Here is a 25,901-nt window from a genome sequence, read left to right as displayed (position 1 = left end):
CAAAATTTACCACCGGCGCGACAAAAAAGAAAAAGGCGGAGGGTCTCCTCCGCCTTTTTAGCTAATTTTGCCGCTTACGCGCGTCGTTGGCTCATGCCGTACCACAGCACCACCAGGAAGCATAGCAGCGGCAACCCATAGGCCAACGCGGTACTGTAGCGGTCGGCCAGCGCCCCCATGAAGTAAGGCATAATCGCCCCGCCGACGATGGCCATAATCATAAACGAGCTGGCGCGTTTGGTATGGCTGCCCATATTTTTAACGCCCAGCGCGAAAATGGTCGGGAACATAATCGACATAAAAAAGAAGACCGCAATCAGCGCCACCACCGACACGCCATCAATGCTCATCATCACCAGACCGCAGAGCACGATATTGACCAGCGAGTAAACCATCAGCAGGGTCGCCGCCTGCACCCGCCCCATCAGCCAGGTACTGAAGAAACGACCGACCATAAAGCTAATCATCGCAATCGACAGCAGATAGGAAGCGTGCTGGTTTGTCACGCCATGCCAGTGCTCGGTCGCATAGTTGATAAAGAACGCCCCCACACCGACCTGCGCGGCAACGTAAAAGAACTGGGCGATGACCCCGCCGGTAAAGTGGCGATGCTGCCACAGCCCTTGCGCCGCTTCTTGCTGATTGCCCTCATCTTCGCGAATATCCGGCATCGGCGTGCGGCGGAACAGCAGCGCGATGGCCAGCACCAGCACGGCGATAGCGACATAGGTGATTTTTACCGAGCTCTGATCGCCGGTATCGCTCTGAGTGGCTGAAAAGAACAGCGTGCCGCCGATCAGCGGGCCAATAAACTGCCCCAGTCCGTTAAACGACTGCGCCAGATTCAACCGCCGCTCGGCGCCTTTACTGTCGCCAAGTACCGTCGCATAAGGGTTCGCCGCGGTCTCAAGGCAGCCTAATCCACAGGCAATCACAAACAGCGCGAAGAGGAATAGCGCAAAGCTATTCACGCTCGCCGCCGGCACAAACAGCAGCGCGCCAAGTGCATACAGGCACAAACCGACCAGGATCCCCGCTTTATAACCGCGTTTATCCATAAAATAGCCGGCGGGCAGCGCCACCAGGAAGTAGGCGCCAAAATAGGCCGCCTGCAGTAAACCGGACTGCGCTTTGGTGACGTGCAGGGTCTCCTGAAAGTGTTTATTGAGAACATCGAGCAGGCCGTAAGAGAGCCCCCACATAAAGAACAGGCTGGTGACCAGCATAAATGCCCAGCGCAGATTAGGGGTCGCCCCGGCGCGGGCCGCCAGCGGCTCCGCCGTTTTATTCACTAGCATGGTGAGATCCTCAGTAGAGTACAGAGTTGTTTTATTGATCCTGCAAAGAGAATATGCGCTCCATCGACACCCATTTTTCGCCTGCCGGCGTCCAGGGGGTGGGAACCTGGTATTGCCACATCAGCGCTTCCCAGCGCTGAATGACCGGGTGGTTCAGGCTGTGCTGAGCAAAGCGTTCGCCATCGAAATCCCCGGCGACCTCCATCACCATAAACAGCCGCGTGCCAAGCCGGTAAATCTCCATATCCAGCACGCCATGGGCGCGCAGATGCCCGGCGACTTCCGGCCAGATACGTTCATGCAGACGCTGGTATTCGGCAATTTTCTCTGCCGAATCGACCAAATCCAACGCCTGACACAGTCGCCGCCGCGCGGCGGTAACGCTCATGACAGCGCCCTGTCGAGATGCAAATATCCGCCGTCCACCGATAGCCACTGCCCGGTAGTGTGCGACGCGCGCGAGGAGATAAGAAACACCACGGTGTTGGCGATCTCTTCCGGCGTGGTCATGCGTTTGCCCAGCGGAATGCGTTGGTTAATCGCCGCCATCTGCCGCTGCGGATCGGGGAAGGTATTTATCCAGCGCTGGTACTGCGGCGTCAGCACTTCCGCCGGAACCACCGCGTTGACGCGCACGCCGCTCTCGCGCAGCGATACCGCCCATTCACGGGTTAATGCCAGCACCGCCCCTTTCGCCGCGGTATAGCCGCTGGTGCCGCCCTGGCCGCTGAGCGCGGTTTTCGAGGCGATATTGACGATAGCGCCCCGCGCCACCTCTAACGCTTCGCGGCACAGGTGGGCCATCTGATAGTAGTGGATCAGGTTTTTCTCAAGCGATCCGAGAAACGCCTCACGCCCGGCCTCGAGCCCTACGCCATCGTTCACTCCGGCGTTATTCACCAGCGCATCAATGCGGCCAAATCGCGCCAGCACCTGACCTACCGCCCCGGCGCATTCAGCCTCCTGGCACAGGTCGGCGATAATGAGCTCACTTTGCGGCGCGATTTGCTTCAACCTATCCATAAACCCCTGCTCTGGCAGGGCGTTAGTGACGATGACCGGCACCGCCCCCTCTTCCGCCAGCAGTTGCGTCACGGCCGCGCCGATCCCCGAGCCGCCGCCGGTGACGATAACCACTTTGTCTTTAAGAAATAGATCCACGCTTCGCCTCCGTTAAACCATAAACCCGACAGGCAGTGCCGCCCCAAATAGCTGACCGCTGCGTTTCCGTCAGCGGAGCCAGCGCCGTTTCGCACAGCTGGTAAACCTGGCGGTACTCCGCCGCCAGCAGGCATACCGGCCAGTCGGAACCAAACATTAGCCGCTGCGGGCCAAACAGCTCCAGCGCGGCGTCGAAGAAAGGCAGCAGCTGTTCCTCAGTCCAGCATCCGCGCCCGGCTTCGGTCACCAGGCCGGAAAGTTTGCCCACCACATGCGGTAATGCCGCCAGCGGCCGCGCCTGTTCGGCCCAGTGGGCCGCGCCGCGCGCGATATCCGGCTTGCCGAAATGATCGAGCACCAGCCAGTGGTCATCGTGGCGGGCGGCAAAGCGCGCCGCCGCCGCGAGATGACGATGGGTAACCAACAGATCCCAGCTATAGCCCTGGCGCTGCAACTGCTGCATTCCTCGCGAGACCGCCTCGCGCTCAAGCCACGCTGCCGGGTCGGCTTCATCCTGCACCTGATGGCGCAACCCGCACAGCTGGCCGCGCCACTGCGTCAGCTTGTCTTCGAGATCCGCGGCGGTAATATCCAGCCAGCCCACCACGCCGCATACGCCTGCTGCTTGAGAAACCTGCGCCACCAGCCAGGCGGTTTCGTTTTCATCATGACGCGCCTGCACTACCACCGCGCCATCGAGCCGGTGCTGCGCCAGCAGCGGCTGGAGCTGCGGGGGGTAAAAATCCCGGCGCAGTTGCGGCATGTCGTCATCAATCCACGGGTAATCCTGTGGCTGATAGCGCCAGTAGTGGTGGTGGGCGTCAATGCGCAACATGCGCTTCTCCACGGTAGCGGTACTGCTCGATAGAAGCCTGATGCATTTCAATCGAGTAGCCCGGCGCCTGCGGCGGCATATAAGCTGCGCCGCGGATTTCGCAAGGGTGCAGGAAGTGCTCGTGCAGATGGTCGACAAACTCAATCACCCGCCCTTCATGGGTACCGGCGATGCACAGGTAGTCAATCATCGACAGGTGCTGGACGTATTCGCACAGTCCGACGCCGCCGGCGTGCGGGCAAACCGGCAGGTTGTACTTCGCCGCCATCAGCATCACCGCCAGCACTTCGTTGACGCCGCCTAACCGGCAGGCATCGATCTGCACCACGTCAATCGCGCCGCGCATAATGAACTGTTTGAACATAATCCGGTTCTGGCACATCTCGCCGGTGGCGACCTTCACCGCGCCGATGTTCTCGCGGATCTTGCGGTGACCTTCGATATCATCCGGGCTGGTCGGCTCTTCGATAAACCACGGGTTGGCGAAGGCCAGCGCTTTGACCCACGGAATCGCGGCATCCACTTCCCATACCTGGTTGGCGTCAATCATCAGTTTCCGCTCGGGGCCAATCACTTCACGGGCAATGCGCACGCGGCGGATATCGTCTTCAATGTCGCGCCCGACCTTCAGCTTGATATGCGAGAAACCGGCGTCCACCGCCTGCTGACAAAGACGACGCAGTTTGTCATCACCGTAACCCAACCAGCCCGCTGAGGTGGTGTAACACGGATAACCATGCGTCTGCAGTTGTTCAAGCCGCTGGGCTTTGCCCTCTTCACGGCTTTCCAGCAGGCGCAACGCCTCCTCCGGGGTAATGCAGTCGGTGATGTAGCGAAAATCGATGCAGCGCACCAGCTCGGCCGGGCTCATATCGGCGACCAGTCGCCAGACCGGTTTGCCTTCGGCCTTCGCCCACAAATCCCACACCGCATTGACCACCGCGCCGGTCGCCAGGTGAATCGCGCCTTTGTCCGGGCCAATCCAGCGCAGCTGGCTATCGCTGGTAAAGCGCCGCCAGAAGGCGCCCATATCGTCGGCGATCGCCTCGAGTTGCTCGCCGACGATTAAATGCTCCAGCGCCTTAATCGCCGCGCAGCAAATTTCGTTGCCGCGGCCAATGGTGAAGGTCAGCCCGTGACCGGTGAGCTTAGGATTGTCGGTTTCGAGGATCACGTAGGCGGCGGAGTAATCCGGATCGGGATTCATCGCGTCGGAGCCGTCCAACTGCTGCGAAGTGGGGAAGCGAATATCCTCTACCCGCAGGGCGGTAATTTGCGTCATTGTTTGTCCTCCACGGTCAGCTGCTGCTGTTCGCCCAACCCTTCAATGCCCAAACGAATAGTCTGGCCGGCGCGTAAATAAACCGGCTGCGGTTTCTGGCCCATACCCACCCCTGGCGGCGTGCCGGTGGAGATGACATCGCCCGGCTGCAGGCTCATAAAGCGGCTCAGGTAGCTGATGATATAGGGCACTTTGAAAATCATGGTGCGGGTGTTGCCGTCCTGATAGCGCTTGCCGTCGACCTCCAGCCACAGGTTAAGCGCATTGGGATCGGGGATTTCATCGGCAGTCACCAGCCAGGGGCCCGTCGGCCCGAACGTGTCGCAGCCTTTGCCCTTATCCCAGGTGCCGCCGCGCTCGATTTGATACTCGCGCTCGGAGACGTCATTAATCACGCAGTAGCCAGCAACGTGCTGCATGGCGTCGCGCTCGTCGATATAGCGCCCGCCTTTGCCAATCACTATCCCTAATTCAACTTCCCAGTCGGTCTTTTGCGAACCGCGCGGGATAATCACGTTGTCATTAGGCCCGACCACCGCGCTGGTCCACTTGCTGAATACCACCGGTTCCTGCGGAATGTCGGCGCCGGTCTCTGCGGCGTGATCGGCATAGTTCAGGCCAATACAGATAAACTTACCGATACTGCCGACGCAGGCGCCAATACGCGGATTGCCTTCAACCAGCGGCAGGCTGTAGAGATCCAGCTGGCGCAGACGCGCCAGACTCTCCGGCAGCAGCGCGTCGCCGCGCAGATCGTTAATATATTGCGACAGGTCGCGCAGGCGGCCGTCGTTATCGAGTACGCCCGGACGCTCGCTGCCGGGATTGCCAAAACGAAGTAATTTCATGCGTTTTCCTGATAGTGAAATAAAGCGCCGTGCGGTTAGTTGCTCCAGCCGCCGTCAATAATCTGTACCGTACCGGTGGTGTAGGCGCTGGCGTCGGAAGCCAGATACAGCGCCAGCTGGGCGATCTCTTCCGGCTTGCCGATGCGGCCAATAGGCTGGCGGGCGACAAACGCCTCATAAACCGCCTCTTCGCTCAACCCTTGTTCACGCGCCTGCTCGGCAATACGTCCGCGCAGCGAAGGTGAATCGACGGTGCCCGGACAAATCGCATTACAACGAATGCCCTGGGTGACGAAATCCGCCGCCACCGAGCGGGTCAGGCCAATGACCGCCGCTTTACTGGCGCTGTAGGCGAAGCGGTTTGGTACCCCTTTCACGCTGGAAGCCACCGATGACATGTTGATAATCGAGCCGCCGCCGCGGGCGATCATCGCCGGCAAAAAGGCGCGAATCGTGTGGAACATGGCGGTGACATTCAGATCGAGAGCGAACTGCCACTCCCGCTCGCTACATTCAAGAATGCTGCCGCTATGCACCACCCCGGCACAGTTGAACAAGACATCCAGCGGGCCCAGCGTTTCCGCGGCGGCGGCAATAGCGTCGGCGCGAGTGACATCCAGCTGCAGCGGCTGCACGCCGGGGATATCGCTCAATCCGGCAATGTTGATATCGCTGGCAATCACTTCCGCGCCAGCGGCGGCAAATAGCCGCGCGCAGCTATTGCCAATCCCCTGCCCTGCGGCGGTAATCAGAACGCGTTTTCCGGTTAGTTCCATTTCTCTCCCCTGGTCTAAAGGACTAATGGTCAGGCCATTGGTGGTAGTCAAAGGCCTGACCTTTCGCATGACAAGTCAGGCATAACCCGCTATCGTGAAGCTTAGATGTTGCAAAAACGGCCACAAACGGCACATTGGTTAACCAATTAATTACACTCGACTAACAAACACTCAAGTGTGCTGGCCAATATTTGTGCGCTTTATCACTGTCTATCGCATGAGCAAAGGTGAAACATGCCGATTACCAGACTGGAAAACCCAAGGATTTACAGACAGATAGCAGACCAACTCAAGCGATTAATTGAGAACAACGAATTTCCACCCGGCAGTCGTCTCCCGTCTGAGCGAGATTTAGCCCAGCAGTTGAACGTCAGCCGCGCATCGGTACGCGAAGCGCTGATTGCGCTGGAGGTGATTGGCCTGGTGGACGTGCGCGTCGGCAACGGGGTAATCGTCAAATCGCAGACGCCGCTCGCCGCCACCAAAGAACCGGTGATGGCGCAGGCCGGTCGCGACCAGTGGACGGAGATCGACGACGAACTCAACATAGACCTCGATTTTAACGCCGAACTTCCGCCCTTTTCCCTGCTGCAGGCGCGCCTGTTAATCGAACCGGAAACCGCCGCGCTGGCGGCGCGCCATGCCAGCCCCGAGGAGCTGGTCGCTATCCGCGAGGCCTTTGAACAGAACTGTCGCGATAACCGTGCCGGTTCAACCACCCATCCCGGCGACCGCCTGTTCCATATCCGTATCGCTCAGGCCAGCGGCAACCCGGCGTACGCGTTTATCATCGGCCACCTGCTCGGCCACCGCTACGGCAGTATGTTCCGCATGCTGCAGCGCCATTACACCCCGGACGATATGCCACATCGCTCGGAACAGGAGCATCGCGCGATCCTTGAAGCCATTGAGGCCCACGACGTACGTGCGGCAAAAAAAGCAATGAAAAATCATATTGATCAGGTGATTACCATTTTTACCCGCAGCCAGTAGCCGCGATTTCTGCGCCTGGCGCTTTACCTTGCCGAAACGGCTGGTTAAGGTACGGCGGGACGAGATTATTTTGGATGAACCACAGATGAAAACGCCGCTGATCACCCGTGAAGGGTATGAAAAACTGAAGCAAGAGATGGATTACTTGTGGCGTACAGAGCGCCCGGAAGTCACCAAGAAAGTGACCTGGGCGGCGAGTCTTGGCGACCGCAGCGAAAACGCCGATTATCAGTACAATAAAAAGCGCCTGCGCGAAATCGACCGCCGGGTGCGTTATCTCACCAAGTGTCTGGAAAATCTAAAAATCGTCGATTATTCCCCGCAGCAGGAAGGCAAAGTGTTCTTCGGCGCGTGGGTGGAAATCGAGAACGACGATGGTGATACCAAGCGCTTTCGCATTGTCGGCTACGATGAAATCTTCGGCCGCAAAGACTATATCTCTATCGATTCGCCAATGGCGCGCGCTTTACTGAAGAAAGAGGTGGGCGACCTGGCTATCGTTAACACCCCGGCGGGCGAAGCCAGCTGGTACGTCAATGAAATTGAATACGTGAAATAGCGCCGGAACATTCCGAGAGAACCCGGTCGCGGCTGGCATTTTAGCCTGGCAGCCCGTATAACTATCCCCTGATTTTTGACCCTAATGATGAATAAAACCGATGATGAATGATTCGCTCTGCCGCATTATTGCGGGTGAACTTCAGGCCAGAGCCGAACAGGTAGAAGCTGCCGTTCGCCTGCTTGATGAAGGGAACACCGTGCCGTTTATTGCACGTTATCGTAAGGAAGTCACCGGCGGTCTGGATGACACGCAGCTGCGTAATCTGGAAACTCGCCTCGGGTATCTGCGCGAACTGGAAGACCGCCGCCAGGCGATCCTCAAATCGATCGGCGAACAGGGCAAGCTCAGCGAAGCGCTGGAAAAAGCCATCAACGCCACCCTCAGCAAAACCGAGCTCGAAGATCTCTACCTGCCGTACAAACCCAAACGCCGCACCCGCGGGCAAATCGCCATTGAAGCCGGTCTCGAACCGCTGGCCGATCTGCTGTGGAATGAGCCCTCCCACGATCCGGAAACCGAAGCGGCAAACTATATCGATGCCGATAAAGGCGTGGCGGATAGCAAAGCCGCTCTCGACGGCGCGCGCTATATCCTGATGGAACGCTTCGCGGAAGACGCCGCCCTGCTGGCGAAAGTACGTGATTATCTGTGGAAAAACGCCCATCTGGTGGCCAGCGTCGTCAGCGGCAAGGAAGAAGAAGGCGCTAAATTCCGCGATTACTTCGACCACCATGAACCGATCGCTTCCGTGCCGTCGCACCGCGCGCTGGCGATGTTCCGCGGGCGCAATGAGGGCGTGCTGCAGCTGTCGCTCAACGCCGACCCGCAGTTTGACGAGCCGCCGAAAGAGAGCCACTGCGAGCAGATCATTATCGATCATCTCGGCCTGCGCCTGAACAACGCCCCGGCGGACAGCTGGCGCAAAGGCGTCGTCAGTTGGACCTGGCGCATCAAGGTGCTGATGCACCTCGAAACCGAATTAATGGGCACCGTGCGCGAACGCGCGGAAGACGAAGCGATTAACGTATTCGCCCGTAACCTCCATGACCTGCTGATGGCCGCGCCTGCCGGCCTGCGCGCCACCATGGGCCTCGATCCGGGCCTGCGTACCGGCGTCAAAGTGGCGGTAGTCGATGGCACCGGCAAACTGGTGGCCACCGATACCATCTACCCGCATACCGGACAGGCGGCTAAAGCCGCCGTCGTCGTGGCGGCGCTGTGCGAGAAACATAACGTTGAGCTGGTGGCTATCGGCAACGGTACCGCTTCCCGCGAGACCGAGCGTTTCTTCCTCGACGTGCAAAAGCAGTTCCCGAAAGTGACCGCCCAGAAGGTGATCGTCAGCGAAGCCGGCGCGTCGGTCTACTCGGCTTCCGAACTGGCGGCGCAGGAGTTCCCGGACCTCGACGTTTCCCTACGCGGCGCGGTCTCTATCGCCCGCCGTCTGCAGGATCCGCTGGCCGAGCTGGTGAAAATCGATCCGAAATCAATCGGCGTCGGTCAGTATCAGCATGACGTTAGTCAGACGCAGCTGGCGCGTAAGCTGGATGCGGTGGTGGAAGACTGCGTTAACGCCGTCGGCGTTGACCTTAACACCGCCTCGGTAGCGCTGTTGACCCGCGTCGCCGGCCTGACCCGCATGATGGCGCAGAATATCGTCGCCTGGCGCGACGAGAACGGCCAGTTCCATAACCGCCAGCAGTTGCTGAAGGTTAGCCGTCTGGGGCCAAAAGCCTTTGAACAGTGCGCCGGCTTCCTGCGCATTAACCACGGCGACAACCCGCTGGACGCCTCAACCGTTCACCCGGAAGCCTACCCGGTGGTCGAGCGTATTCTGGCCGCTACCCAGCAGGCGCTGAAAGATCTGATGGGCAACAGCAGCGAGCTGCGCAACCTGAAAGCCTCTGATTTTACCGATGATAAGTTCGGCGTGCCGACGGTATCCGATATCATCAAAGAGCTGGAAAAACCGGGCCGCGATCCGCGCCCTGAGTTTAAAACCGCCCAGTTCGCCGACGGCGTTGAGACGATGAACGACCTGCTGCCGGGGATGATTCTGGAAGGCGCGGTCACCAACGTCACCAACTTTGGCGCCTTCGTCGATATCGGCGTGCACCAGGATGGCCTGGTCCATATCTCTTCGCTGTCGAATAAGTTCGTTGAAGACCCGCATACCGTGGTCAAAGCGGGCGATATCGTCAAAGTGAAGGTGATGGAAGTCGACCTGCCGCGTAAACGCATCGCGTTAACGATGCGACTCGATGAACAGCCGGGCGACAGCAACGCGCGCCGCGGCGGCGGCAACGATCGCCCGCAGGGTAACCGCCCGGCGGCAAAAGCAGCGAAGCCGCGCGGTCGCGATGCTCAGCCAGCCGGCAACAGCGCGATGATGGATGCGCTGGCCGCCGCGATGGGCAAAAAACGCTAATCTTTCCCTGCCCCTCAATACGAGGGGCAATTTTCCGCTTTTTAATGCCTGAACCTCGATTAATATATTCCAGTAACCTTTCAATAAGTTCGAACTTTATAAAGTTTCATTCTGTTAACCAATGAAACCTTTATTAAACATTAAGTGAATAAATTAATTTTTCCCTTATTTTTAGCTACAGCAACGTTCTTGCGTCATATCAAAAAATAAGCAAATTCCCCGGAAAACCGCATTTATTATCCATGTCATGTATTGATGATACAAACCATTCTCATTATCATCGTTATCAGTTAAGTTTTATTCTTCTTCGTTGGCTATAGTCCCCAGCGCCGCTTTTATAGCCGCGCCTGGAAATTCTCTTTTCGGTTAGCGATAACAAGTAGGCCCTATGCAATTCACTCCTGATAGTGCGTGGAAAATCACCGGTTTTTCCCGCGATATTAGCCCGGCTTATCGGCAGAAACTGCTCTCCCTGGGAATGTTGCCCGGCTCTTCGTTTCATGTCGTGCGCGTGGCGCCGTTGGGCGATCCTATTCATATTGAGACCCGGCGGGTGAGCCTGGTATTACGTAAAAAAGACCTCGCGTTAATTGAACTGGAAGCGGTTGCGCAATAACACCTGACCCGGCACTAAGAGTCTGAAAAATGAAAAAATTAACCGTTGGTTTAATTGGTAATCCTAATTCCGGCAAAACAACGTTATTCAATCAGCTAACCGGCGCGCGCCAGCGGGTGGGGAACTGGGCGGGGGTCACCGTTGAGCGCAAAGAAGGCGCCTTCGCCACTACCGACCACCAGGTCACCCTGGTCGACCTACCGGGCACCTATTCGCTGACCACCATCTCCTCGCAAACGTCGCTCGATGAACAGATTGCCTGTCACTATATTCTTAGCGGCGATGCCGATCTGCTGATTAACGTCATCGACGCCTCGAACCTGGAACGTAACCTCTATCTGACCCTGCAGCTGCTGGAGCTGGGTATTCCCTGCGTCGTCGCGTTAAACATGCTCGATATTGCCGAAAAACAGCAAATCCGCATCGACGTCGACGCGCTGGCGGCCCGTCTCGGCTGCCCGGTTATCCCGCTGGTCTCCACCCGCGGCCGCGGCATCGAAGCGCTGAAAATGGCGCTTGACCGCCATGAACACAATCAGCCGCTGGAACTGGTGCACTATCCGCAATCCCTGCAGCGCGAAGCCGATATGCTGGCGCAGGCGATGCCTGATGATATGCCGCTGCGTCAACGCCGCTGGCTGGGGCTGCAGATGCTGGAAGGCGATATTTATAGCCGCGCCTTCGCCGGCAACGCCGCCGACAAACTCGATCTGGCGCTGGCCAACCTGAGCGGCGAGATGGACGATCCGGCGCTGTATATCGCCGATGCCCGCTATCAAAGCATTGCCGCGGTATGCGATGCCGTCAGTAACACCCTGACCGCCGAGCCGAGCCGCTTCACCACGGCGATGGATAAAATTATCCTTAACCGCTTCCTCGGCTTACCGATCTTCCTGTTCGTGATGTACCTGATGTTCCTGCTGGCTATCAACATCGGCGGCGCCCTGCAGCCGATTTTCGACGCCGGTTCGGTGGCTATCTTCATTCACGGCATCCAGTGGCTGGGCTACACCCTGCACTTCCCGGACTGGCTGACCGTGTTCCTCGCGCAAGGGCTGGGCGGCGGTATCAATACCGTGCTGCCGCTGGTGCCGCAAATCGGCATGATGTACCTGTTCCTCTCCTTCCTTGAGGACTCCGGGTATATGGCGCGCGCGGCCTTCGTGATGGACCGCCTGATGCAGGCGTTAGGTTTGCCGGGGAAATCCTTCGTGCCGCTGATCGTTGGTTTCGGCTGTAACGTGCCTTCCGTTATGGGCGCCCGTACGCTGGATGCGCCGCGTGAACGGCTGATGACCATCATGATGGCGCCGTTTATGTCCTGCGGCGCCCGACTGGCGATTTTTGCGGTCTTCGCCGCCGCCTTCTTCGGGCAGAACGGCGCGCTGGCGGTCTTCTCACTGTACGTACTGGGCATCGTGATGGCGATTCTTACCGGCCTGATGCTCAAATACACCATTATGCGCGGCGAAGCCTCGCCGTTCGTGATGGAGCTGCCGGTGTATCACGTACCGCACATCAAGAGCCTGGTTATCCAGACCTGGCAGCGCCTGAAAGGCTTCGTCCTGCGCGCCGGTAAGGTCATTGTGATCGTCAGTATTTTCCTCAGCGCACTGAACAGCTTCTCGCTTAGCGGCAAAGTGGTCGATAACATCAACGACTCGGCGCTGGCTTCGGTCAGTCGGGTGATTACCCCGGTGTTTAAGCCCATTGGCGTGCACGAAGATAACTGGCAGGCAACCGTCGGCCTGTTTACCGGCGCGATGGCGAAAGAAGTGGTGGTCGGTACGTTGAACACCCTCTACACCGCGGAAGATATCCAGAATGAAGAGTTTAACCCACAGGAGTTTAGCCTTGGCGACGAGCTGTTAGCTGCCGTCGATGAAACCTGGCAGGGGCTGAAAGACACCTTTAGCCTGAGCGTGCTGGCGAACCCGATTGAAGCAAGCAAAGGCGATGGCGAAATGGAAACCGGCGCCATGGGGGTGATGGGCAGTAAATTCGGCAGCGCCGCCGCCGCGTACAGCTACCTGATCTTCGTCCTGCTCTATATTCCATGCATTTCCGTGATGGGGGCGATTGCCCGTGAGTCCAGCCGCGGTTGGATGATGTTCTCGGTGTTGTGGGGATTGAATATCGCCTACTCGCTGTCGACGCTGTACTACCAGACCGTGAGCTTTAGCCAACACCCGCGCTACAGCCTGGTATGCATTCTGGCGGTAATTCTGTTTAACGTCGTGGTCTTTGGCCTGTTGCGTCGGGCGCGTAGCCGGGTGGATGTTTCCCTGCTGGCGACGCGTAAAACCCCGACGTCCTGCTGCCAGAGTCCGGCCGGCGACTGCCACTAAGGAGTTCTCATCATGGCATCGTTAATAGAAGTCCGCGATATGCTGGCCCTGCAAGGGCGAATGGAAGCTGCACAGCTGAGTGCCCGCCTGCATACGCCGCGGCCGCTGATCGACGCCATGTTAAGCCGCCTGGAAGCGATGGGGAAAGCGGTCAAGATGACCGAAGATGCCGATGGCTGCCTTTCCGGCAGCTGTAAAAGCTGCCCGGAAGGGAAAGCCTGCCTGCGGGAATGGTGGTCTTTGCGCTGAATAGACATCCCGGCTGGCGGCGCGTAGCGCCTTATCCGGGCTACCTGAAGCCCTGCCAGGCGCAGCGCTGGCAGGGAAAATTAGGCTTACTTATACACGTCGGCGTTCGCGTGAACCGTCTTCTCGTTCTTCTCGCCGGCAATCACTACGAAGTACTTACCACCCAACTCATCCGCTTTCTTCGACAGATCGCGCTTCGCGTCCATCGGCGACGTGGTACGGGAAGTCGTGATGCTACCGACCTTGGTCAGATTCATCTTCGCGACTTCATCTTTTTGAATCTCTTTCGCCGCGAACGCGCCAAAAGAGAGGGAGCCTATCACCAGAGATGCAACAATACCTGTAACAAGTTTCATAGCCTTTACTCTCCATAAGGTTGTTATTTTTAGTTTGCGGCGGCAAAAACGAAATAATCAACCACCGCAACAACCTAAGTATTGCCCGATCCTGATGATTTACCACGCGGCGCTAAAAATAATTATTCAGCCGGTTTTTCAGCGCGATGAGAGGCTCACAGAATGGCTGGGGATGCGAAATAAACGGCGCATGGGCCGCCTTTTCGAAGACAACAGACTCACTTTGCGGCCACAGCTCATCCAACAGAGGAACGATTTTACGCGGCACCAGCCCATCCAGTCGGCCATAGAGGCGCAAAAACGGCATGGTCAGCGCGGCGAGCGGTTGACGCAAATCGGTGGTTTTGAGGATTTCCAGCCCGCCATTGAGCACCTCGGCAGGCGGCATCGGCAGAGACAGAACGGTGCTTTTCAGCGCCCGGGCGTCCTGGCGCGCGCTTTCGGTGCCCATGGTTTGCAGGGCGAGAAAACGCTCGACGGTACGCTGGAAATCTTCACTCAGCTGTTGCTGGAAGCCGCTCAGCACTTCCGGTTTAATCCCCGGCCACTGGTCGCGCGCGCCAAAACACGGCGAAGAAGCGACGGTCACCAGCGCCTGCACGCGTTGCGGGTGCTGCAGCGCCACCAGGCTCGCTACCAACCCGCCCAGGCTCCAGCCAAGCCAGATAGCCTGCTCCGGCGCTTTTTCAACGACCTGCTGCGCCATCTCTTCAAGCGTTAAGGCGCCAAAACCACCGCTGCGGCCATAGCCCGGTAGATCCACCAGGTGAAGGGTAAAATGCGTAGCCAGTTCCGGCGTAATGCAATCCCATACGTTGGCATTCAGCCCCCAGCCGTGCAGCAGCACAAGATGACAATTTCCTTCGCCCGTGGTTTGCCACCAGATGTCATTCATCAGTTACTGTTCTCTTTCCATCACTATGAGGGGAATTATGCTAACAGCACACAGCTTATGCTGGCTATGCCAAATGCCGCTGGCCATCGCTCACTGGGGGATGTGCTCGCGCTGCACCGCCTCGCTGCTCGCCACGCCATCGCTCTGTCCACAGTGCGGTTTACCGGCATTGGCGCCCGCCTTGCCCTGTGGACGCTGCCTGCAAAAACCGCCGCCCTGGCAGCGGCTGGTGACGGTGAATAGCTATGCCCCGCCGCTAAGCGGACTGGTACATCAGTTCAAGTTTGCCTCTCATCCGGAGTTGGGACCCGCGCTGGCGCGACTGCTTCTTTTACGCCTGCGCCTTTACCGCGCGCTGCCGCCGGTAGACCGGATTATCAGCGTGCCTCTCTGGCAGCGCCGCCACTGGCATCGGGGATTTAACCAAAGCGAGGCCCTATGCCGCCCGCTGGCGCGGTGGATGGACTGCGCCTGGCGCGGTGATGCGCTGACGCGAATCCGGCGTACCGCAACACAGCATCAGTTAAGCGCCAGATTACGTAAGCAGAACCTGAAAAATGCTTTCCAGGTTGAATTATCCGTTCGGGGCCACCATATCGCCATTGTGGATGATGTCGTCACAACCGGAAGCACCGTCGCCGAGATTTCCCGCCTGCTTTTGCGAAACGGCGCCGCGACGGTTCAGGTATGGTGTGTGTGCCGTACCTTGTAGACCCCCGCTGATGGGCGTATTATAACCCAGTAAAATAGTCAACTATTAGGCCAACGCTATGATCCGTATTTCCGATGCTGCACAAGCGCACTTTGCCAAACTGCTGGCAAATCAGGAAGAAGGGACGCAAATTCGCGTATTTGTGATTAATCCCGGCACCCCAAACGCTGAGTGCGGCGTATCCTACTGCCCACCGGATGCGGTGGAAGACACCGACACGGCGCTGAAATTTGAACAGCTGACCGCGTATGTTGATGAACTCAGCGCCCCTTATCTGGAAGATGCTGAAATCGACTTCGTCACTGACCAGCTCGGTTCCCAGCTGACGCTGAAAGCGCCGAACGCCAAAATGCGTAAGGTTTCCGACGATGCCCCGCTGATGGAGCGCGTCGAGTATCTGCTGCAGTCGCAGATCAACCCACAGCTGGCAGGCCACGGCGGCCGCGTTTCGCTGATGGAAATCACCGAAGACGGGCTGGCTATCCTGCAGTTCGGCGGCGGTTGCAACGGCTGCTCAATGGTCGACGTGACCCTGAAAGAAGGGATCGAAAAGCAACTGCTGAACGAATTCCCGGAGCTGAAAGGCGTGCGCGACCTGACCGAACACCAGCGCGGCGAGCACTCCTACTACTAAGCTTTCGCCTTCTCGCCCGGCAACAACCATTTGCCGGGTGAATTTCCCCTCCAGCATGTTACCGCGCAACATTTCTGACTAGTCGACACGTCAAAAACCCGGCAGAGAGTATGACTTAAGTCTCATATTTAAAATTTACCCCGTTCAGGGCATTCTCAAAGCTCACATGTTACCCGTATCATCCACGACAAGCACCACCGACAAAAAAATAGCCAGCTATCCTTTCTCTGGGTCAGGTATAAGCCAGCTTTACGGTGCCAGACATCCTTGTTCCTCTGCGGAACGGATACTGTAGATGTTCAGACTTTAACGTTACCCATAACAAGTTAAGGCCAGGTAAATCATGCCATTAGTCATCGTAGCTATCGGGGTTGCCCTGTTATTGTTGCTGATGATCCGTTTCAAAATGAACGGCTTCATCGCTCTGGTTCTGGTGGCGCTCGCCGTCGGATTAATGCAGGGTATGCCTCTGGATAAAGTCATCGTATCCATCAAAAACGGCGTCGGGGGCACGCTCGGCAGCCTCGCGCTGATCATGGGCTTCGGCGCCATGCTCGGTAAAATGCTGGCGGACTGCGGCGGCGCGCAGCGTATCGCCACCACCCTGATTGATAAATTCGGTAAAAAACATATTCAATGGGCCGTTGTACTGACCGGTTTCACCGTCGGTTTCGCCCTGTTCTATGAAGTCGGTTTCGTGCTGATGCTGCCGCTGGTCTTTACCATCGCCGCCTCCGCGCGTATCCCGCTGCTGTACGTTGGCGTACCGATGGCCGCGGCGCTCTCCGTCACCCACGGTTTCCTGCCGCCGCACCCTGGCCCGACCGCTATCGCGACAATTTTCCACGCCGATATGGGCAAAACGCTGCTCTACGGTACGATTCTGGCTATCCCGACGGTTATTCTCGCCGGTCCGGTTTTCGCCCGTTTCCTGAAAGGTATTGATAAGCCGATCCCGGAAGGCCTGCACAACCCAAAAACCTTCACCGAAGAAGAGATGCCGGGCTTTGGCGTCAGCGTCTGGACCTCTCTGGTACCGGTGATCCTGATGGCGATGCGCGCCGTCGCCGAGATGGTTCTGCCGAAGGGCCACGCCTTCCTGCCCGTTGCCGAGTTCTTCGGCGACCCGGTGATGGCGACCCTGATTGCGGTGCTGATCGCGCTGTTCACTTTCGGCCTGAACCGCGGCCGCTCCATGGAGCAGATCAACGATACGCTGACCTCCTCTATCAAAATCATTGCCATGATGCTGTTGATCATCGGCGGCGGTGGCGCCTTTAAGCAGGTGCTGGTGGATAGCGGCATGGATAAGTACATCGCCTCTATCATGCACGAATCCAATATGTCACCGCTGTTTATGGCGTGGTCTATTGCTGCGGTGCTGCGTATTGCGCTGGGTTCAGCTACCGTTGCCGCTATCACCGCGGGTGGTATCGCCGCGCCGCTGATTGCCACCACCGGCGTCAGCCCGGAGCTGATGGTTATCGCCGTGGGTTCCGGTAGCGTCATCTTCTCGCACGTGAACGACCCAGGTTTCTGGCTGTTCAAAGAGTATTTCAACCTGACCATTGGCGAGACCATCAAGTCCTGGTCGGTACTGGAAACCATCATTTCCGTGTGCGGCCTGGTTGGTTGTCTGCTGCTGGGGATGGTGGTGTAACCCTCCCTCCCTGAAAAAAAAAGGCCGGGTGCGCATCGTACGCCCCGGCCTTTTTATTATTCGTTTCCCGGATAGCGGCTAACGCCTTATCCGGGCTACCCGCGGTGCCGTTTTTGTCGGGTGGCGCTGCGCTTACCCGACCTACGGTCCGCGCGGCCTGCATTTAATTTATTCACCATGCTGGCTGAAACTACCGGTGTTGGCGGCCTCAAAATCGATGAGACGTTCCCGGAAGGCCGGGGGTACAGGGGGCGGTGGCGACTGGTCGCCCGCTGCGCGCTCCCTGCGCCATGAGAGACATAACGCAGAAGAAATATCGGGAGCGCAATGTGCCCGGAATTAACACAAAGCACATGTTTTCCCCGACCAAAACCGTTGCAAACCGATAACAGTATCTACCAGTAGCCCCGGTAAGCGCAGCGCCACCGGGGAATTCTCTCTGGATTAGCGGGCCTTGCGGCGCTTATCCAGGTCTTTAATCAGCTTATTCACCTGCGCATCGGCAAACATCTGCTCGAGCGTCACGGTAAGCTTACGCCGCCAGTTGGGATACTCGGTACTGGTGCCCGGGATGTTGACCGGTGAAGCCATCTCCAGCCAATCTTCCGGCTGCAGCCCAAGCAGGGCGCTGTTGCTGTCGGCGATATAGCGCTGCATCCCGCGATTGAGCGTTGAGGTCATCGCCATCAGCGAGGCTTTATGCCCGGCGCGCTTCGGCAAACAGCCGTGCCGATGCAGCGCATCCAGCAACCCCTGCTTCGCTTGTTCGCGATCGGCATATAAGCCGCGCAGCACCACTTCATCCGGATACAGGCCCAGCGTCTTCCCAAGCGTCAAATCGCCGCTCTCCCAATAACCGCGCAGCGTCGGTAGATCGTGGGTCGTCGCGACCGCCATCGACTGTTGCGGATAAGCCTTCGGCGCGCGGAACGTTTTATCAGGGCCATTCTCGAAGTAGAGCACTTTGTACGAGTAGACCCCGCTTTTGCGCAGCTTGCCGACGATTTCGACCGGTACGGTACCGAGGTCTTCGCCGATCACCATGCAGCGGTGCCGCTGGCTCTCCAGCGCCAGGATCGCCAGCAGGTCATCCACGGGATACTGCACATAGGCGCCGTGGTCGGCGGTTTCGCCATACGGTATCCACCACAAACGCAGCACCGACATCACGTGGTCAATACGTAATGCGCCGCAGTTTTGCATATTCGCCCGCAGCAGTTCGATAAACGGCTCGTAGGCGCGGGCGACCATCACGTGCGGATCCATCGGCGGCAGGCCCCAGTTTTGTCCCAGCGGGCCGAGGATGTCCGGCGGCGCGCCGACGGAAGCCTTCAGGCAATACAGCTCGCGATCGCACCACGTCTCCGATCCGCCTTCGGCGACGCCGACCGCCAGATCGCGATACAGGCCAATCGGCATCCCGTCCTGCTGACTGGTGTGCCAGCAGGCGGCGAACTGCGTATAAGCCAGCCACTGCAGCCATAGATAGAAACTCACCTCATCGGCATGCTCAGTACAGAAGGTTTTCACCTGCGGGCTGCTCGTACTTTGATACGCTTCCGGCCATGCCGGCCAGCCCCAGCGCATCGGATCCTGACGGCTTTGCCAGGCATGCAGCGCATCAAACGCCGCCTGCCAGTAGAGACTTTCGCCCTCGCGCAGCACGAACTGACGGAACTCCGCCATCTGCTCATCTTCACGCGTAGAAAACTCGGCCCACGCCAGACGCAGCGCGGTCAGCTTCAGCGCGGTGACAGCGGTATAGTCGACATCAGCGGTCTGCCGCGCGGCCTGCAAGGCCTGCTGGGTTTCCGCAAGCTGCCACCATGCCTGCGCGGCAGGGCTACGCTGGAAATCTTCCACCACGTTGACGTCGATATAGATAACGTTGAGCCAGCGGCGCGATGACGGACTGTACGGACTGGCGCTCTCCGGGTTCGCCGGATAGAGCGCGTGAATCGGGTTGAGACCGATAAACGCGCCGCCGCGACGGGCGATTTCCGGCAGCATGGCGCGTAGATCGCCGAAGTCACCGATGCCCCAGTTATTCTCAGAACGCAGGGTGTAGAGCTGGACGCAGGCGCCCCAAAGCTTTTTGCCCTCTTTGAGCGCCTGCGGTTCGTAGCAACGCGCCGGGGCGACGATCGCCCGGCAGTGCCAGCGTTCGCCGTCCCGCGTGAGGGTCAGGGTGTGATAGCCCGTCGGCAATCGCCCAGGCAGGGTGAGCGCTTCGCCGCCGCGCGTCTCGCCCTGATACTGCTTACCATCTTCGGTCGTCAGCAGCCAATGAAACGCGCCGCTTCCCGCGACCGACAGCTGCATTTTTTTACCGTGGGTAAAAACCTTGACGCTGGGCAGCGGTTCTACCGCCGCTTTCGCGGCAGTAGACGTACGATGCATAGCATCCAGCAAACGTTGTTTGGTGGCCGCCGCGATCGACTGCGGCTGCCCGTGCGCGTTGATATAGCTGGGGCTGATCCCCGCCGCCAGCGCGGCGTTATCAAGGCGTTTATTCTCCATAGGCCTGTCCTTAGCGTTTTGCCTGCCAGATACGTTGCTGATAATCACGGATAGAACGGTCGGAGCTGAACATGCCGCAGCGCGCGGTGTTGAGGATCGCCGCACGGGTCCAGGCTTCCTGGTCGCGATACAGTTCATCCACCTGCTTCTGCGCCGCGACGTAAGCGCTAAAGTCAGCCAGCACCAGGTACGGATCGCCGCCTTGCAGCAGGCTATGCAGCATCTGATCAAAGGCGTGTTTGTCGCCGCCGCTATATTTTCCGCTCTCCAGCTCTTTCAGCACCGCGTCCAGCAGTTTGTCTTTTTTGCGCCATTTGAGCGGATCGTAGCCTTTCGCTTTCAGCGCCTTAACTTCTTCCACGGTATGGCCGAAGATAAAGATATTGTCCTCGCCAACCTGCTCGGCGATTTCAACGTTGGCGCCGTCAAGGGTGCCGACGGTCAGCGCGCCATTCAGCGCCAGCTTCATGTTGCCGGTACCGGAGGCCTCTTTACCCGCCGTAGAAATCTGCTCGGAGACGTCCGCCGCCGGGATCAGCATTTCCGCCGCCGATACGCAGTAATCCGGCAGGAAGACCACTTTTAGCTTATCGCCCACCAGCGGATCGTTGTTGATCGCCTCGGCCACCTTGTTGATCGCCAGAATAATATTCTTCGCCAGGTAGTAGCCCGGCGCGGCTTTGGCGCCAAACAGGAAGACGCGCGGTACGCGGTCGGCCTGCGGGTTTTCGCGGATCTCTTTATACTGCGCCAGAATATTCAGCAGGTTGAGGTGCTGGCGTTTGTACTCGTGCAGACGCTTAATCTGGATATCGAAAATCGCCTGCGGGTTGATGTCGATACCGGTACGCCGCTTCACGAACTCAGCGAGACGCACTTTATTCGCCTGCTTAATGTCGCGATAAACCTGACGGAATTTGGCATCGTCGGCGTACTTCTCCAGCTTGATCAGCTGGTCGAGATCGTTGGCCCACTCTTTCTTCAGCGTCTTATCGAGCAGGGCAGCGAGCGCCGGATTACACTGTTTAATCCAGCGACGCGGCGTAATGCCGTTGGTCACGTTATGGAATTTGTTCGGCCACAGCTGGTGATATTCCGGGAACAGATCCTTCACCACCAGATCGGAGTGCAGCGCCGCGACGCCGTTGACCGCAAAGCCGCTCACCACGCACATGTTGGCCATGCGAACCTGTTTATCATGGACCACCGCCAGCTTCGCCCACACCTGCTTATCGCCCGGCCAGGTTTTCTCCACCAGCAGTTTAAATCTGTCGTTAATCTCTTTGATTATCTGCATATGACGCGGCAGCAGCGCCTTCACCAGCTTCTCATCCCAGCACTCCAGCGCTTCCGGCATCAGGGTATGGTTGGTGTAAGCGAAGGTTTTGCTGGTGATGGCCCACGCATCGTCCCAGCTCATCTGGTGCTCATCAATCAGCACGCGCAGCAGTTCCGGGATGGCGATGGTCGGGTGGGTGTCGTTCAACTGGATCACTTCATAATCCGCCAGCTGATGCAGCTTGCGGCCAGCCAGATGGTGGCGACGCAGAATGTCCGCCACCGAGCAGGCGCACTGGAAGTACTGCTGCATCAGGCGCAGTTTTTTCCCCGCCAGGTGGTTGTCATTCGGATACAGCACCTTGGTCAATTTTTCGGCGTCGATACCCTGTTGCTCCGCGCGCAGGAAATCGCCGTCGTTGAATTTGGTCAGGTTGAACGGATGGGCATGTTTCGCCTGCCACAGGCGCAGCGGTTGCGCGACGTTATTGCGATAGCCAAGCACCGGTAAATCCCAGGCTTCGCCGGTAATCACGAAAGCCGGTTGCCATTCGCCGCTTTTGCTGACTTTACCGCCGATGCCCACCTGCACATCCAGCGCTTCGTTGTGGCGGAACCACGGATAGCTGCCGCGTCCCCAGTCATCCGGCGCTTCCATCTGCTGGCCGTCAGCGAAGGATTGACGGAACAGACCGTATTGGTAGTTCAGGCCGTAACCGGTCGCCGACTGGCCAACGGTGGCCATAGAATCCAGGAAGCAGGCCGCCAGACGGCCCAGGCCGCCGTTGCCCAGCGCCGGATCGGTCTCTTCTTCCAGCAGGTCGGTCAGCTGAATGTCATACGCCTTCAGCGTCTCGCTCACTCCTTCATACCAGCCCAGGTTGAGCAGGTTATTACCGGTCAGGCGACCGATCAGGAACTCCATCGAAATGTAGTTAACGTGGCGCTGTCCTTTAACGGCTTCCGCCGCCGGTTGCGCCGCCAAAAGCTCCGCCAGCGCGCCGCTGACCGCGCGCCACCACTGGCGTTGAGTCATCTCTGCGGCTGACGATAAACCGAAACGCTGCCACTGACGCGTCAGTGCAGCCTGAAACTGAGCCTGGTTAAAAGAAGTCTGTGACATAAGAAATCCTGGTCCTTTACTAAAACGTTAGCCTTAGTGTGCCGACCTCCTGATGCCGCTGCCTCCTCCCGAGGGGGATTAGACAGGGAGGAGTAGCGGGGATGAGCGAAAATTGTGATCGCGGCCACTTTAACGTTAGCTCGTCGTCGGGAATTCGCCGCCTTATTGCGCGTGTAGAACAATAATTTCGCCAGCGCGACGAACGGCAAATTTGTTACAGCGCAATTCATATCGCCAGGCAAAATTCGCTCGTACCATTATCGTGAAATAAAAAACAAACAACTGACAGAATAAAAAGATGCCATGACAAAAATACGTGAAATAGATTAACCCTAAGAATCCACTGACGATAATTTAATAAAAACAATCAACTACAAAAAATGCCGGGTAAAGTAATTTCGTCCCGGACGAAATCGTCGTAAACCGAGGCATGACGCGTTCTGGTACCGGTTTAAAGCTAATTAAAAACCGAAGCGAGAAATTGTGACCGAGAGCAAATTCAAGAGCATCAATTTTGGACATAACTTGCAATAACTTTCATTATCGCCGACCTTAGGAGTCATTAATTACGAAGCGCAAAAAAAATCCCCATCCCTTTCTTGCACAGCGAAAAAGTGAACTATGTTGATTCCGTCAAAATTAAGTCGTCCATCCCGTCTTGAACACACTGTGGTTCGCGAACGGTTGCTGGCGAAACTTTCCGGCGCGAACAATTATCGTCTCGCGTTGGTGACCAGCCCGGCAGGTTACGGCAAAACCACGCTCGTTTCGCAGTGGGCTTCGGGTAAGCATGACCTTGGCTGGTTTTCGCTGGATGAGGGCGACAATCAACAAGAGCGCTTCGCCAGCTATCTGATTGCGGCGATTCAACAGGCGACAGGCGGCCACTGCGCCGCCAGCGAAGCCATGGTGCAAAAGCGCCAGTACGCCAGCCTGCCGTCGCTGTTTGCGCAACTGTTTATTGAGCTTGCCGACTGGCAGCGTCCGCTGTACCTGGTCATTGATGATTATCACCTGATTACCAATCCGGTGATCCACGACGCCATGCGCTTCTTCTTGCGCCATCAGCCAGAGACCATGACGCTGGTAGTGCTGTCGCGCAACCTGCCGCAGTTGGGGATCGCCAATCTGCGGGTGCGCGAGCAGTTACTGGAAATCGGCAGCCAACAGCTGGCTTTTACTCATCAGGAGGCGAAACAGTTCTTTGACTGCCGCCTCGCCTCCCCCATTGAAGCCGATGACAGCAGTCGCCTGTGCGATGACGTCGCCGGCTGGGCCACCGCCCTGCAGCTCATCGCCCTCTCCGCCCGGCAGAAAAACACCTCAGCCCAGCACTCCGCCCGTCGTCTCGCCGGGATTAACGCCAGCCACCTTTCCGACTATCTGGTCGATGAAGTGCTGGATAACGTCGATGCCCGTACCCGCAGCTTCTTGTTAAAAAGCTCGCTGCTGCGCTCGATGAATGACGCGCTTATCGTCCGCGTCACCGGCGAAGAGAACGGCCAGATGCAGCTGGAAGAGATCGAACGTCAGGGGCTGTTCCTGCACCGAATGGATGACTCCGGCGAGTGGTTCCGCTATCACCCGCTATTCGGCAACTTCCTGCGCCAGCGCTGTCAGTGGGAAATGGCCACCGAGCTACCGGAAATTCACCGCGCCGCCGCCGAAGCGTGGATGGCGCAGGGATTCCCCACCGAAGCCATCCATCATGCGCTTGCCGCTGGCGATGCCGCCATGCTGCGCGATATTTTGCTCAACCACGCCTGGGGCATGTTCAACCACAGCGAGCTGGGTCTGCTGGAACAATCGCTGGCGGCGCTGCCGTGGTCGAACCTGCTGGAAAACCCGCGGCTGATCCTGCTGCAGGCCTGGCTGATGCAGAGCCAGCATCGCTATAGCGAAGTGAATACCCTGCTGGCACGCGCCGAGCAGGAGATGGATGTCGAAATGGATACCGCGATGCACGGCGATTTCAACGCCCTGCGCGCGCAGGTCGCTATCAACGCCGGCGATCAGGACGAAGCCGAACGTCTGGCAATGGTGGCGCTGGATGAACTGCCGCTGGCGAGCTATTACAGCCGTATCGTTGCCACTTCCGTCCACGGCGAAGTGCTGCACTGCAAAGGCCACCTGAGTAAATCGCTGGCGGTGATGCAGCAAACAGAACAGATGGCTCGCCGTCATGACGTCTGGCACTACGCCCTGTGGAGCATGATCCAGCAGAGCGAGATTCTGTTTGCTCAGGGCTTCCTGCAGGCGGCATGGGAGATTCAGGATAAAGCTTTCCAGCTTATCCGCGATCAGCATCTTGAACAGCTGCCGATGCATGAGTTCCTGTTGCGCATCCGCGCGCAGCTGCTGTGGGCATGGGCGCGTCTTGATGAAGCAGAAGAGAGCGCCCGCAGCGGCATCGCGGTGCTGGCAAACTACCAGCCGCAACAGCAGCTGCAGTGCCTGGCGCTGATGGTGCAGTGCTCGCTGGCGCGCGGCGATCTCGATAACGCCCGCAGCTTATTAAACCGACTGGAGAATCTGCTGGGCAACGGCCACTATCACAGCGACTGGGTTTCCAACGCCGACAAAGTACGGGTGATCTACTGGCAGATGACCGGCGATAAAACCGCAGCGGCCAACTGGCTGCGCCAGACGCCGAAACCTGAATTCGCCAATAACCACTTCCTGCAAAGCCAGTGGCGCAACATTGCCCGCGCGCAGATCCTGCTCGGTGATTTTGATTCCGCCGAAATGGTGCTGGAAGAGTTAAATGAAAACGCCCGCTCGCTGCGGCTGATGAGCGATATCAACCGTAACCTGCTGCTGTTGAACCAGCTGTACTGGCAGGCGGATCGCAAGGGTGAGGCGCAAAAAGTGTTAATGGAAGCCTTAACCCTCGCTAACCGCACCGGCTTTATTAACCACTTCGTGATTGAAGGGGAAGCCATGGCCCAGCAGCTGCGCCAGCTGATTCAACTGAATACGCTGCCGGAGCTTGAGCAGCACCGCGCGCAGCGCATCCTGCGCGATATTAACCAGCATCATCGGCATAAATTCGCCCACTTTGACGAGAGCTTCGTCGAACGGCTGTTAAACCACCCGGAAGTGCCGGAGCTTATCCGCACCAGCCCGCTGACCCAGCGCGAGTGGCAGGTGTTAGGGTTAATCTATTCCGGTTACAGCAACGAGCAGATCGCCGGCGAACTCGATGTCGCGGCCACCACGATTAAAACGCATATTCGCAATCTGTATCAGAAACTGGGCGTCGCGCACCGCCAGGATGCCGTTCAGCATGCCCAGCGGTTGCTCAAAATGATGGGATACGGCGTATAA

The 25,901-nt window shown here is 58.0% G+C and carries 21 protein-coding genes; 10 read left to right on the top strand and 11 right to left on the bottom strand.

Going from position 1 to position 25,901, the window contains the following annotated elements; translation table 11 throughout:
* Positions 1–74: 74 nt before the first annotated feature.
* The 7 genes from AC22LX_RS18315 to AC22LX_RS18285 are packed head-to-tail and all read right to left on the bottom strand — an operon-like array spanning position 75 to position 6,200.
* Positions 75–1,298, bottom strand: a complete 1,224-nt coding sequence (locus AC22LX_RS18315; protein WP_045394845.1) for a sugar MFS transporter — start codon at positions 1,296–1,298, stop codon at positions 75–77.
* Positions 1,299–1,329: 31 nt separating this feature from the next.
* Positions 1,330–1,686 carry an L-rhamnose mutarotase gene (locus AC22LX_RS18310; RefSeq protein WP_015369371.1) on the bottom strand — a complete coding sequence of 119 codons (357 nt, stop codon included), beginning with the start codon at positions 1,684–1,686 and terminating at the stop codon, positions 1,330–1,332.
* Complete coding sequence (locus tag AC22LX_RS18305; protein ID WP_045394844.1) at positions 1,683–2,459, bottom strand: L-fucose dehydrogenase; 777 nt, start codon at positions 2,457–2,459, stop codon at positions 1,683–1,685. Before AC22LX_RS18305 ends, AC22LX_RS18310 begins: the two co-directional genes overlap by 4 nt.
* Entirely contained in the window at positions 2,443–3,294 is an 852-nt protein-coding gene (locus AC22LX_RS18300; protein WP_045394843.1) for an amidohydrolase family protein, read from the bottom strand. Before AC22LX_RS18300 ends, AC22LX_RS18305 begins: the two co-directional genes overlap by 17 nt.
* Positions 3,281–4,576: an L-fuconate dehydratase gene (locus AC22LX_RS18295; protein WP_045394842.1), complete on the bottom strand. Its 1,296-nt coding sequence runs from the start codon at positions 4,574–4,576 to the stop codon at positions 3,281–3,283. Before AC22LX_RS18295 ends, AC22LX_RS18300 begins: the two co-directional genes overlap by 14 nt.
* The gene (locus AC22LX_RS18290; RefSeq protein ID WP_487334129.1) at positions 4,573–5,424 is read right to left on the bottom strand and encodes a fumarylacetoacetate hydrolase family protein; all 852 of its coding nucleotides are present in this window, start codon (positions 5,422–5,424) and stop codon (positions 4,573–4,575) included. The genes AC22LX_RS18295 and AC22LX_RS18290 overlap by 4 nt, the downstream gene beginning before the upstream one ends.
* Positions 5,425–5,459: 35 nt before the next feature.
* Positions 5,460–6,200 (bottom strand): SDR family oxidoreductase, encoded by a 741-nt coding sequence (locus AC22LX_RS18285; RefSeq protein WP_015703673.1) that lies wholly within the window; start codon positions 6,198–6,200, stop codon positions 5,460–5,462.
* A 234-nt stretch (positions 6,201–6,434) separates the two neighbouring features.
* Here AC22LX_RS18285 and AC22LX_RS18280 point away from each other — a divergent pair, with 234 nt between their 5' ends.
* From AC22LX_RS18280 to feoC, 6 genes are all read left to right on the top strand, one after another.
* Positions 6,435–7,193, top strand: a complete 759-nt coding sequence (locus AC22LX_RS18280) for a FadR/GntR family transcriptional regulator (protein ID WP_045394839.1) — start codon at positions 6,435–6,437, stop codon at positions 7,191–7,193.
* 85 nt (positions 7,194–7,278) lie between these two features.
* Positions 7,279–7,752 carry a transcription elongation factor GreB gene (gene greB / locus AC22LX_RS18275; RefSeq protein WP_015703675.1) on the top strand — a complete coding sequence of 158 codons (474 nt, stop codon included), beginning with the start codon at positions 7,279–7,281 and terminating at the stop codon, positions 7,750–7,752.
* A gap of 100 nt (positions 7,753–7,852) precedes the next feature.
* Positions 7,853–10,183, top strand: a complete 2,331-nt coding sequence (locus AC22LX_RS18270; RefSeq protein ID WP_015703676.1) for a Tex family protein — start codon at positions 7,853–7,855, stop codon at positions 10,181–10,183.
* 388 nt (positions 10,184–10,571) lie between these two features.
* Entirely contained in the window at positions 10,572–10,799 is a 228-nt protein-coding gene (feoA, locus tag AC22LX_RS18265) for a ferrous iron transporter A (RefSeq protein WP_015703677.1), read from the top strand.
* A gap of 29 nt (positions 10,800–10,828) precedes the next feature.
* A complete protein-coding gene (feoB, locus tag AC22LX_RS18260) occupies positions 10,829–13,147 on the top strand; it encodes a Fe(2+) transporter permease subunit FeoB (protein ID WP_045394838.1) in 2,319 nt (772 codons plus the stop codon).
* Between the two features lie 12 nt (positions 13,148–13,159).
* Entirely contained in the window at positions 13,160–13,396 is a 237-nt protein-coding gene (feoC, locus tag AC22LX_RS18255; RefSeq protein ID WP_045394837.1) for a [Fe-S]-dependent transcriptional repressor FeoC, read from the top strand.
* Positions 13,397–13,482: 86 nt separating this feature from the next.
* Here feoC and AC22LX_RS18250 read toward each other — a convergent pair whose 3' ends face one another.
* On the bottom strand, positions 13,483–13,752 hold the full coding sequence (locus tag AC22LX_RS18250) for a YdgH/BhsA/McbA-like domain containing protein (RefSeq protein ID WP_015369359.1): 270 nt from the start codon (positions 13,750–13,752) through the stop codon (positions 13,483–13,485).
* 112 nt (positions 13,753–13,864) lie between these two features.
* Positions 13,865–14,647, bottom strand: a complete 783-nt coding sequence (bioH, locus tag AC22LX_RS18245) for a pimeloyl-ACP methyl ester esterase BioH (protein ID WP_020077784.1) — start codon at positions 14,645–14,647, stop codon at positions 13,865–13,867.
* A 37-nt stretch (positions 14,648–14,684) separates the two neighbouring features.
* Here bioH and gntX point away from each other — a divergent pair, with 37 nt between their 5' ends.
* The 3 genes from gntX to gntT all read left to right on the top strand — a co-directional run bounded on the left by gntX (position 14,685) and on the right by gntT (position 17,653).
* Complete coding sequence (gene gntX / locus AC22LX_RS18240) at positions 14,685–15,359, top strand: DNA utilization protein GntX (protein WP_047050240.1); 675 nt, start codon at positions 14,685–14,687, stop codon at positions 15,357–15,359.
* 58 nt (positions 15,360–15,417) lie between these two features.
* On the top strand, positions 15,418–15,993 hold the full coding sequence (nfuA, locus tag AC22LX_RS18235) for a Fe-S biogenesis protein NfuA (RefSeq protein WP_015369356.1): 576 nt from the start codon (positions 15,418–15,420) through the stop codon (positions 15,991–15,993).
* Between the two features lie 343 nt (positions 15,994–16,336).
* The gene (gntT, locus tag AC22LX_RS18230) at positions 16,337–17,653 is read left to right on the top strand and encodes a gluconate transporter (protein ID WP_015369355.1); all 1,317 of its coding nucleotides are present in this window, start codon (positions 16,337–16,339) and stop codon (positions 17,651–17,653) included.
* 444 nt (positions 17,654–18,097) lie between these two features.
* On the opposite strand, the gene malQ is transcribed toward gntT, so the two are convergent.
* Positions 18,098–20,173: a 4-alpha-glucanotransferase gene (malQ, locus tag AC22LX_RS18225; RefSeq protein WP_487334128.1), complete on the bottom strand. Its 2,076-nt coding sequence runs from the start codon at positions 20,171–20,173 to the stop codon at positions 18,098–18,100.
* 10 nt (positions 20,174–20,183) lie between these two features.
* Entirely contained in the window at positions 20,184–22,574 is a 2,391-nt protein-coding gene (malP, locus tag AC22LX_RS18220) for a maltodextrin phosphorylase (protein ID WP_045394834.1), read from the bottom strand.
* A gap of 621 nt (positions 22,575–23,195) precedes the next feature.
* Here malP and malT point away from each other — a divergent pair.
* Complete coding sequence (gene malT / locus AC22LX_RS18215; protein ID WP_045394833.1) at positions 23,196–25,901, top strand: HTH-type transcriptional regulator MalT; 2,706 nt, start codon at positions 23,196–23,198, stop codon at positions 25,899–25,901.

It is taken from the genome of Klebsiella sp. PK01 (assembly GCF_057624675.1).
Note: the sequence above shows the minus strand (reverse complement) of the source record. Positions and strands in the feature narration are given on the sequence as shown.

Coding starts and splice junctions, on each gene's coding strand:
- gntX (WP_047050240.1), top strand. CDS start 14,685: ATGCTAACAGCACACAGCTTATGCTGGCTATGCCAAATGCCGCTGGCC.
- nfuA (WP_015369356.1), top strand. CDS start 15,418: ATGATCCGTATTTCCGATGCTGCACAAGCGCACTTTGCCAAACTGCTG.
- gntT (WP_015369355.1), top strand. CDS start 16,337: ATGCCATTAGTCATCGTAGCTATCGGGGTTGCCCTGTTATTGTTGCTG.
- AC22LX_RS18270 (WP_015703676.1), top strand. CDS start 7,853: ATGATGAATGATTCGCTCTGCCGCATTATTGCGGGTGAACTTCAGGCC.
- AC22LX_RS18290 (WP_487334129.1), bottom strand. CDS start 5,424: ATGAAATTACTTCGTTTTGGCAATCCCGGCAGCGAGCGTCCGGGCGTA.
- AC22LX_RS18285 (WP_015703673.1), bottom strand. CDS start 6,200: ATGGAACTAACCGGAAAACGCGTTCTGATTACCGCCGCAGGGCAGGGG.
- AC22LX_RS18300 (WP_045394843.1), bottom strand. CDS start 3,294: ATGTTGCGCATTGACGCCCACCACCACTACTGGCGCTATCAGCCACAG.
- AC22LX_RS18315 (WP_045394845.1), bottom strand. CDS start 1,298: ATGCTAGTGAATAAAACGGCGGAGCCGCTGGCGGCCCGCGCCGGGGCG.
- greB (WP_015703675.1), top strand. CDS start 7,279: ATGAAAACGCCGCTGATCACCCGTGAAGGGTATGAAAAACTGAAGCAA.
- feoA (WP_015703677.1), top strand. CDS start 10,572: ATGCAATTCACTCCTGATAGTGCGTGGAAAATCACCGGTTTTTCCCGC.
- AC22LX_RS18280 (WP_045394839.1), top strand. CDS start 6,435: ATGCCGATTACCAGACTGGAAAACCCAAGGATTTACAGACAGATAGCA.
- AC22LX_RS18250 (WP_015369359.1), bottom strand. CDS start 13,752: ATGAAACTTGTTACAGGTATTGTTGCATCTCTGGTGATAGGCTCCCTC.
- malT (WP_045394833.1), top strand. CDS start 23,196: ATGTTGATTCCGTCAAAATTAAGTCGTCCATCCCGTCTTGAACACACT.
- bioH (WP_020077784.1), bottom strand. CDS start 14,647: ATGAATGACATCTGGTGGCAAACCACGGGCGAAGGAAATTGTCATCTT.
- AC22LX_RS18310 (WP_015369371.1), bottom strand. CDS start 1,686: ATGAGCGTTACCGCCGCGCGGCGGCGACTGTGTCAGGCGTTGGATTTG.
- malQ (WP_487334128.1), bottom strand. CDS start 20,173: ATGGAGAATAAACGCCTTGATAACGCCGCGCTGGCGGCGGGGATCAGC.
- AC22LX_RS18295 (WP_045394842.1), bottom strand. CDS start 4,576: ATGACGCAAATTACCGCCCTGCGGGTAGAGGATATTCGCTTCCCCACT.
- feoB (WP_045394838.1), top strand. CDS start 10,829: ATGAAAAAATTAACCGTTGGTTTAATTGGTAATCCTAATTCCGGCAAA.
- malP (WP_045394834.1), bottom strand. CDS start 22,574: ATGTCACAGACTTCTTTTAACCAGGCTCAGTTTCAGGCTGCACTGACG.
- feoC (WP_045394837.1), top strand. CDS start 13,160: ATGGCATCGTTAATAGAAGTCCGCGATATGCTGGCCCTGCAAGGGCGA.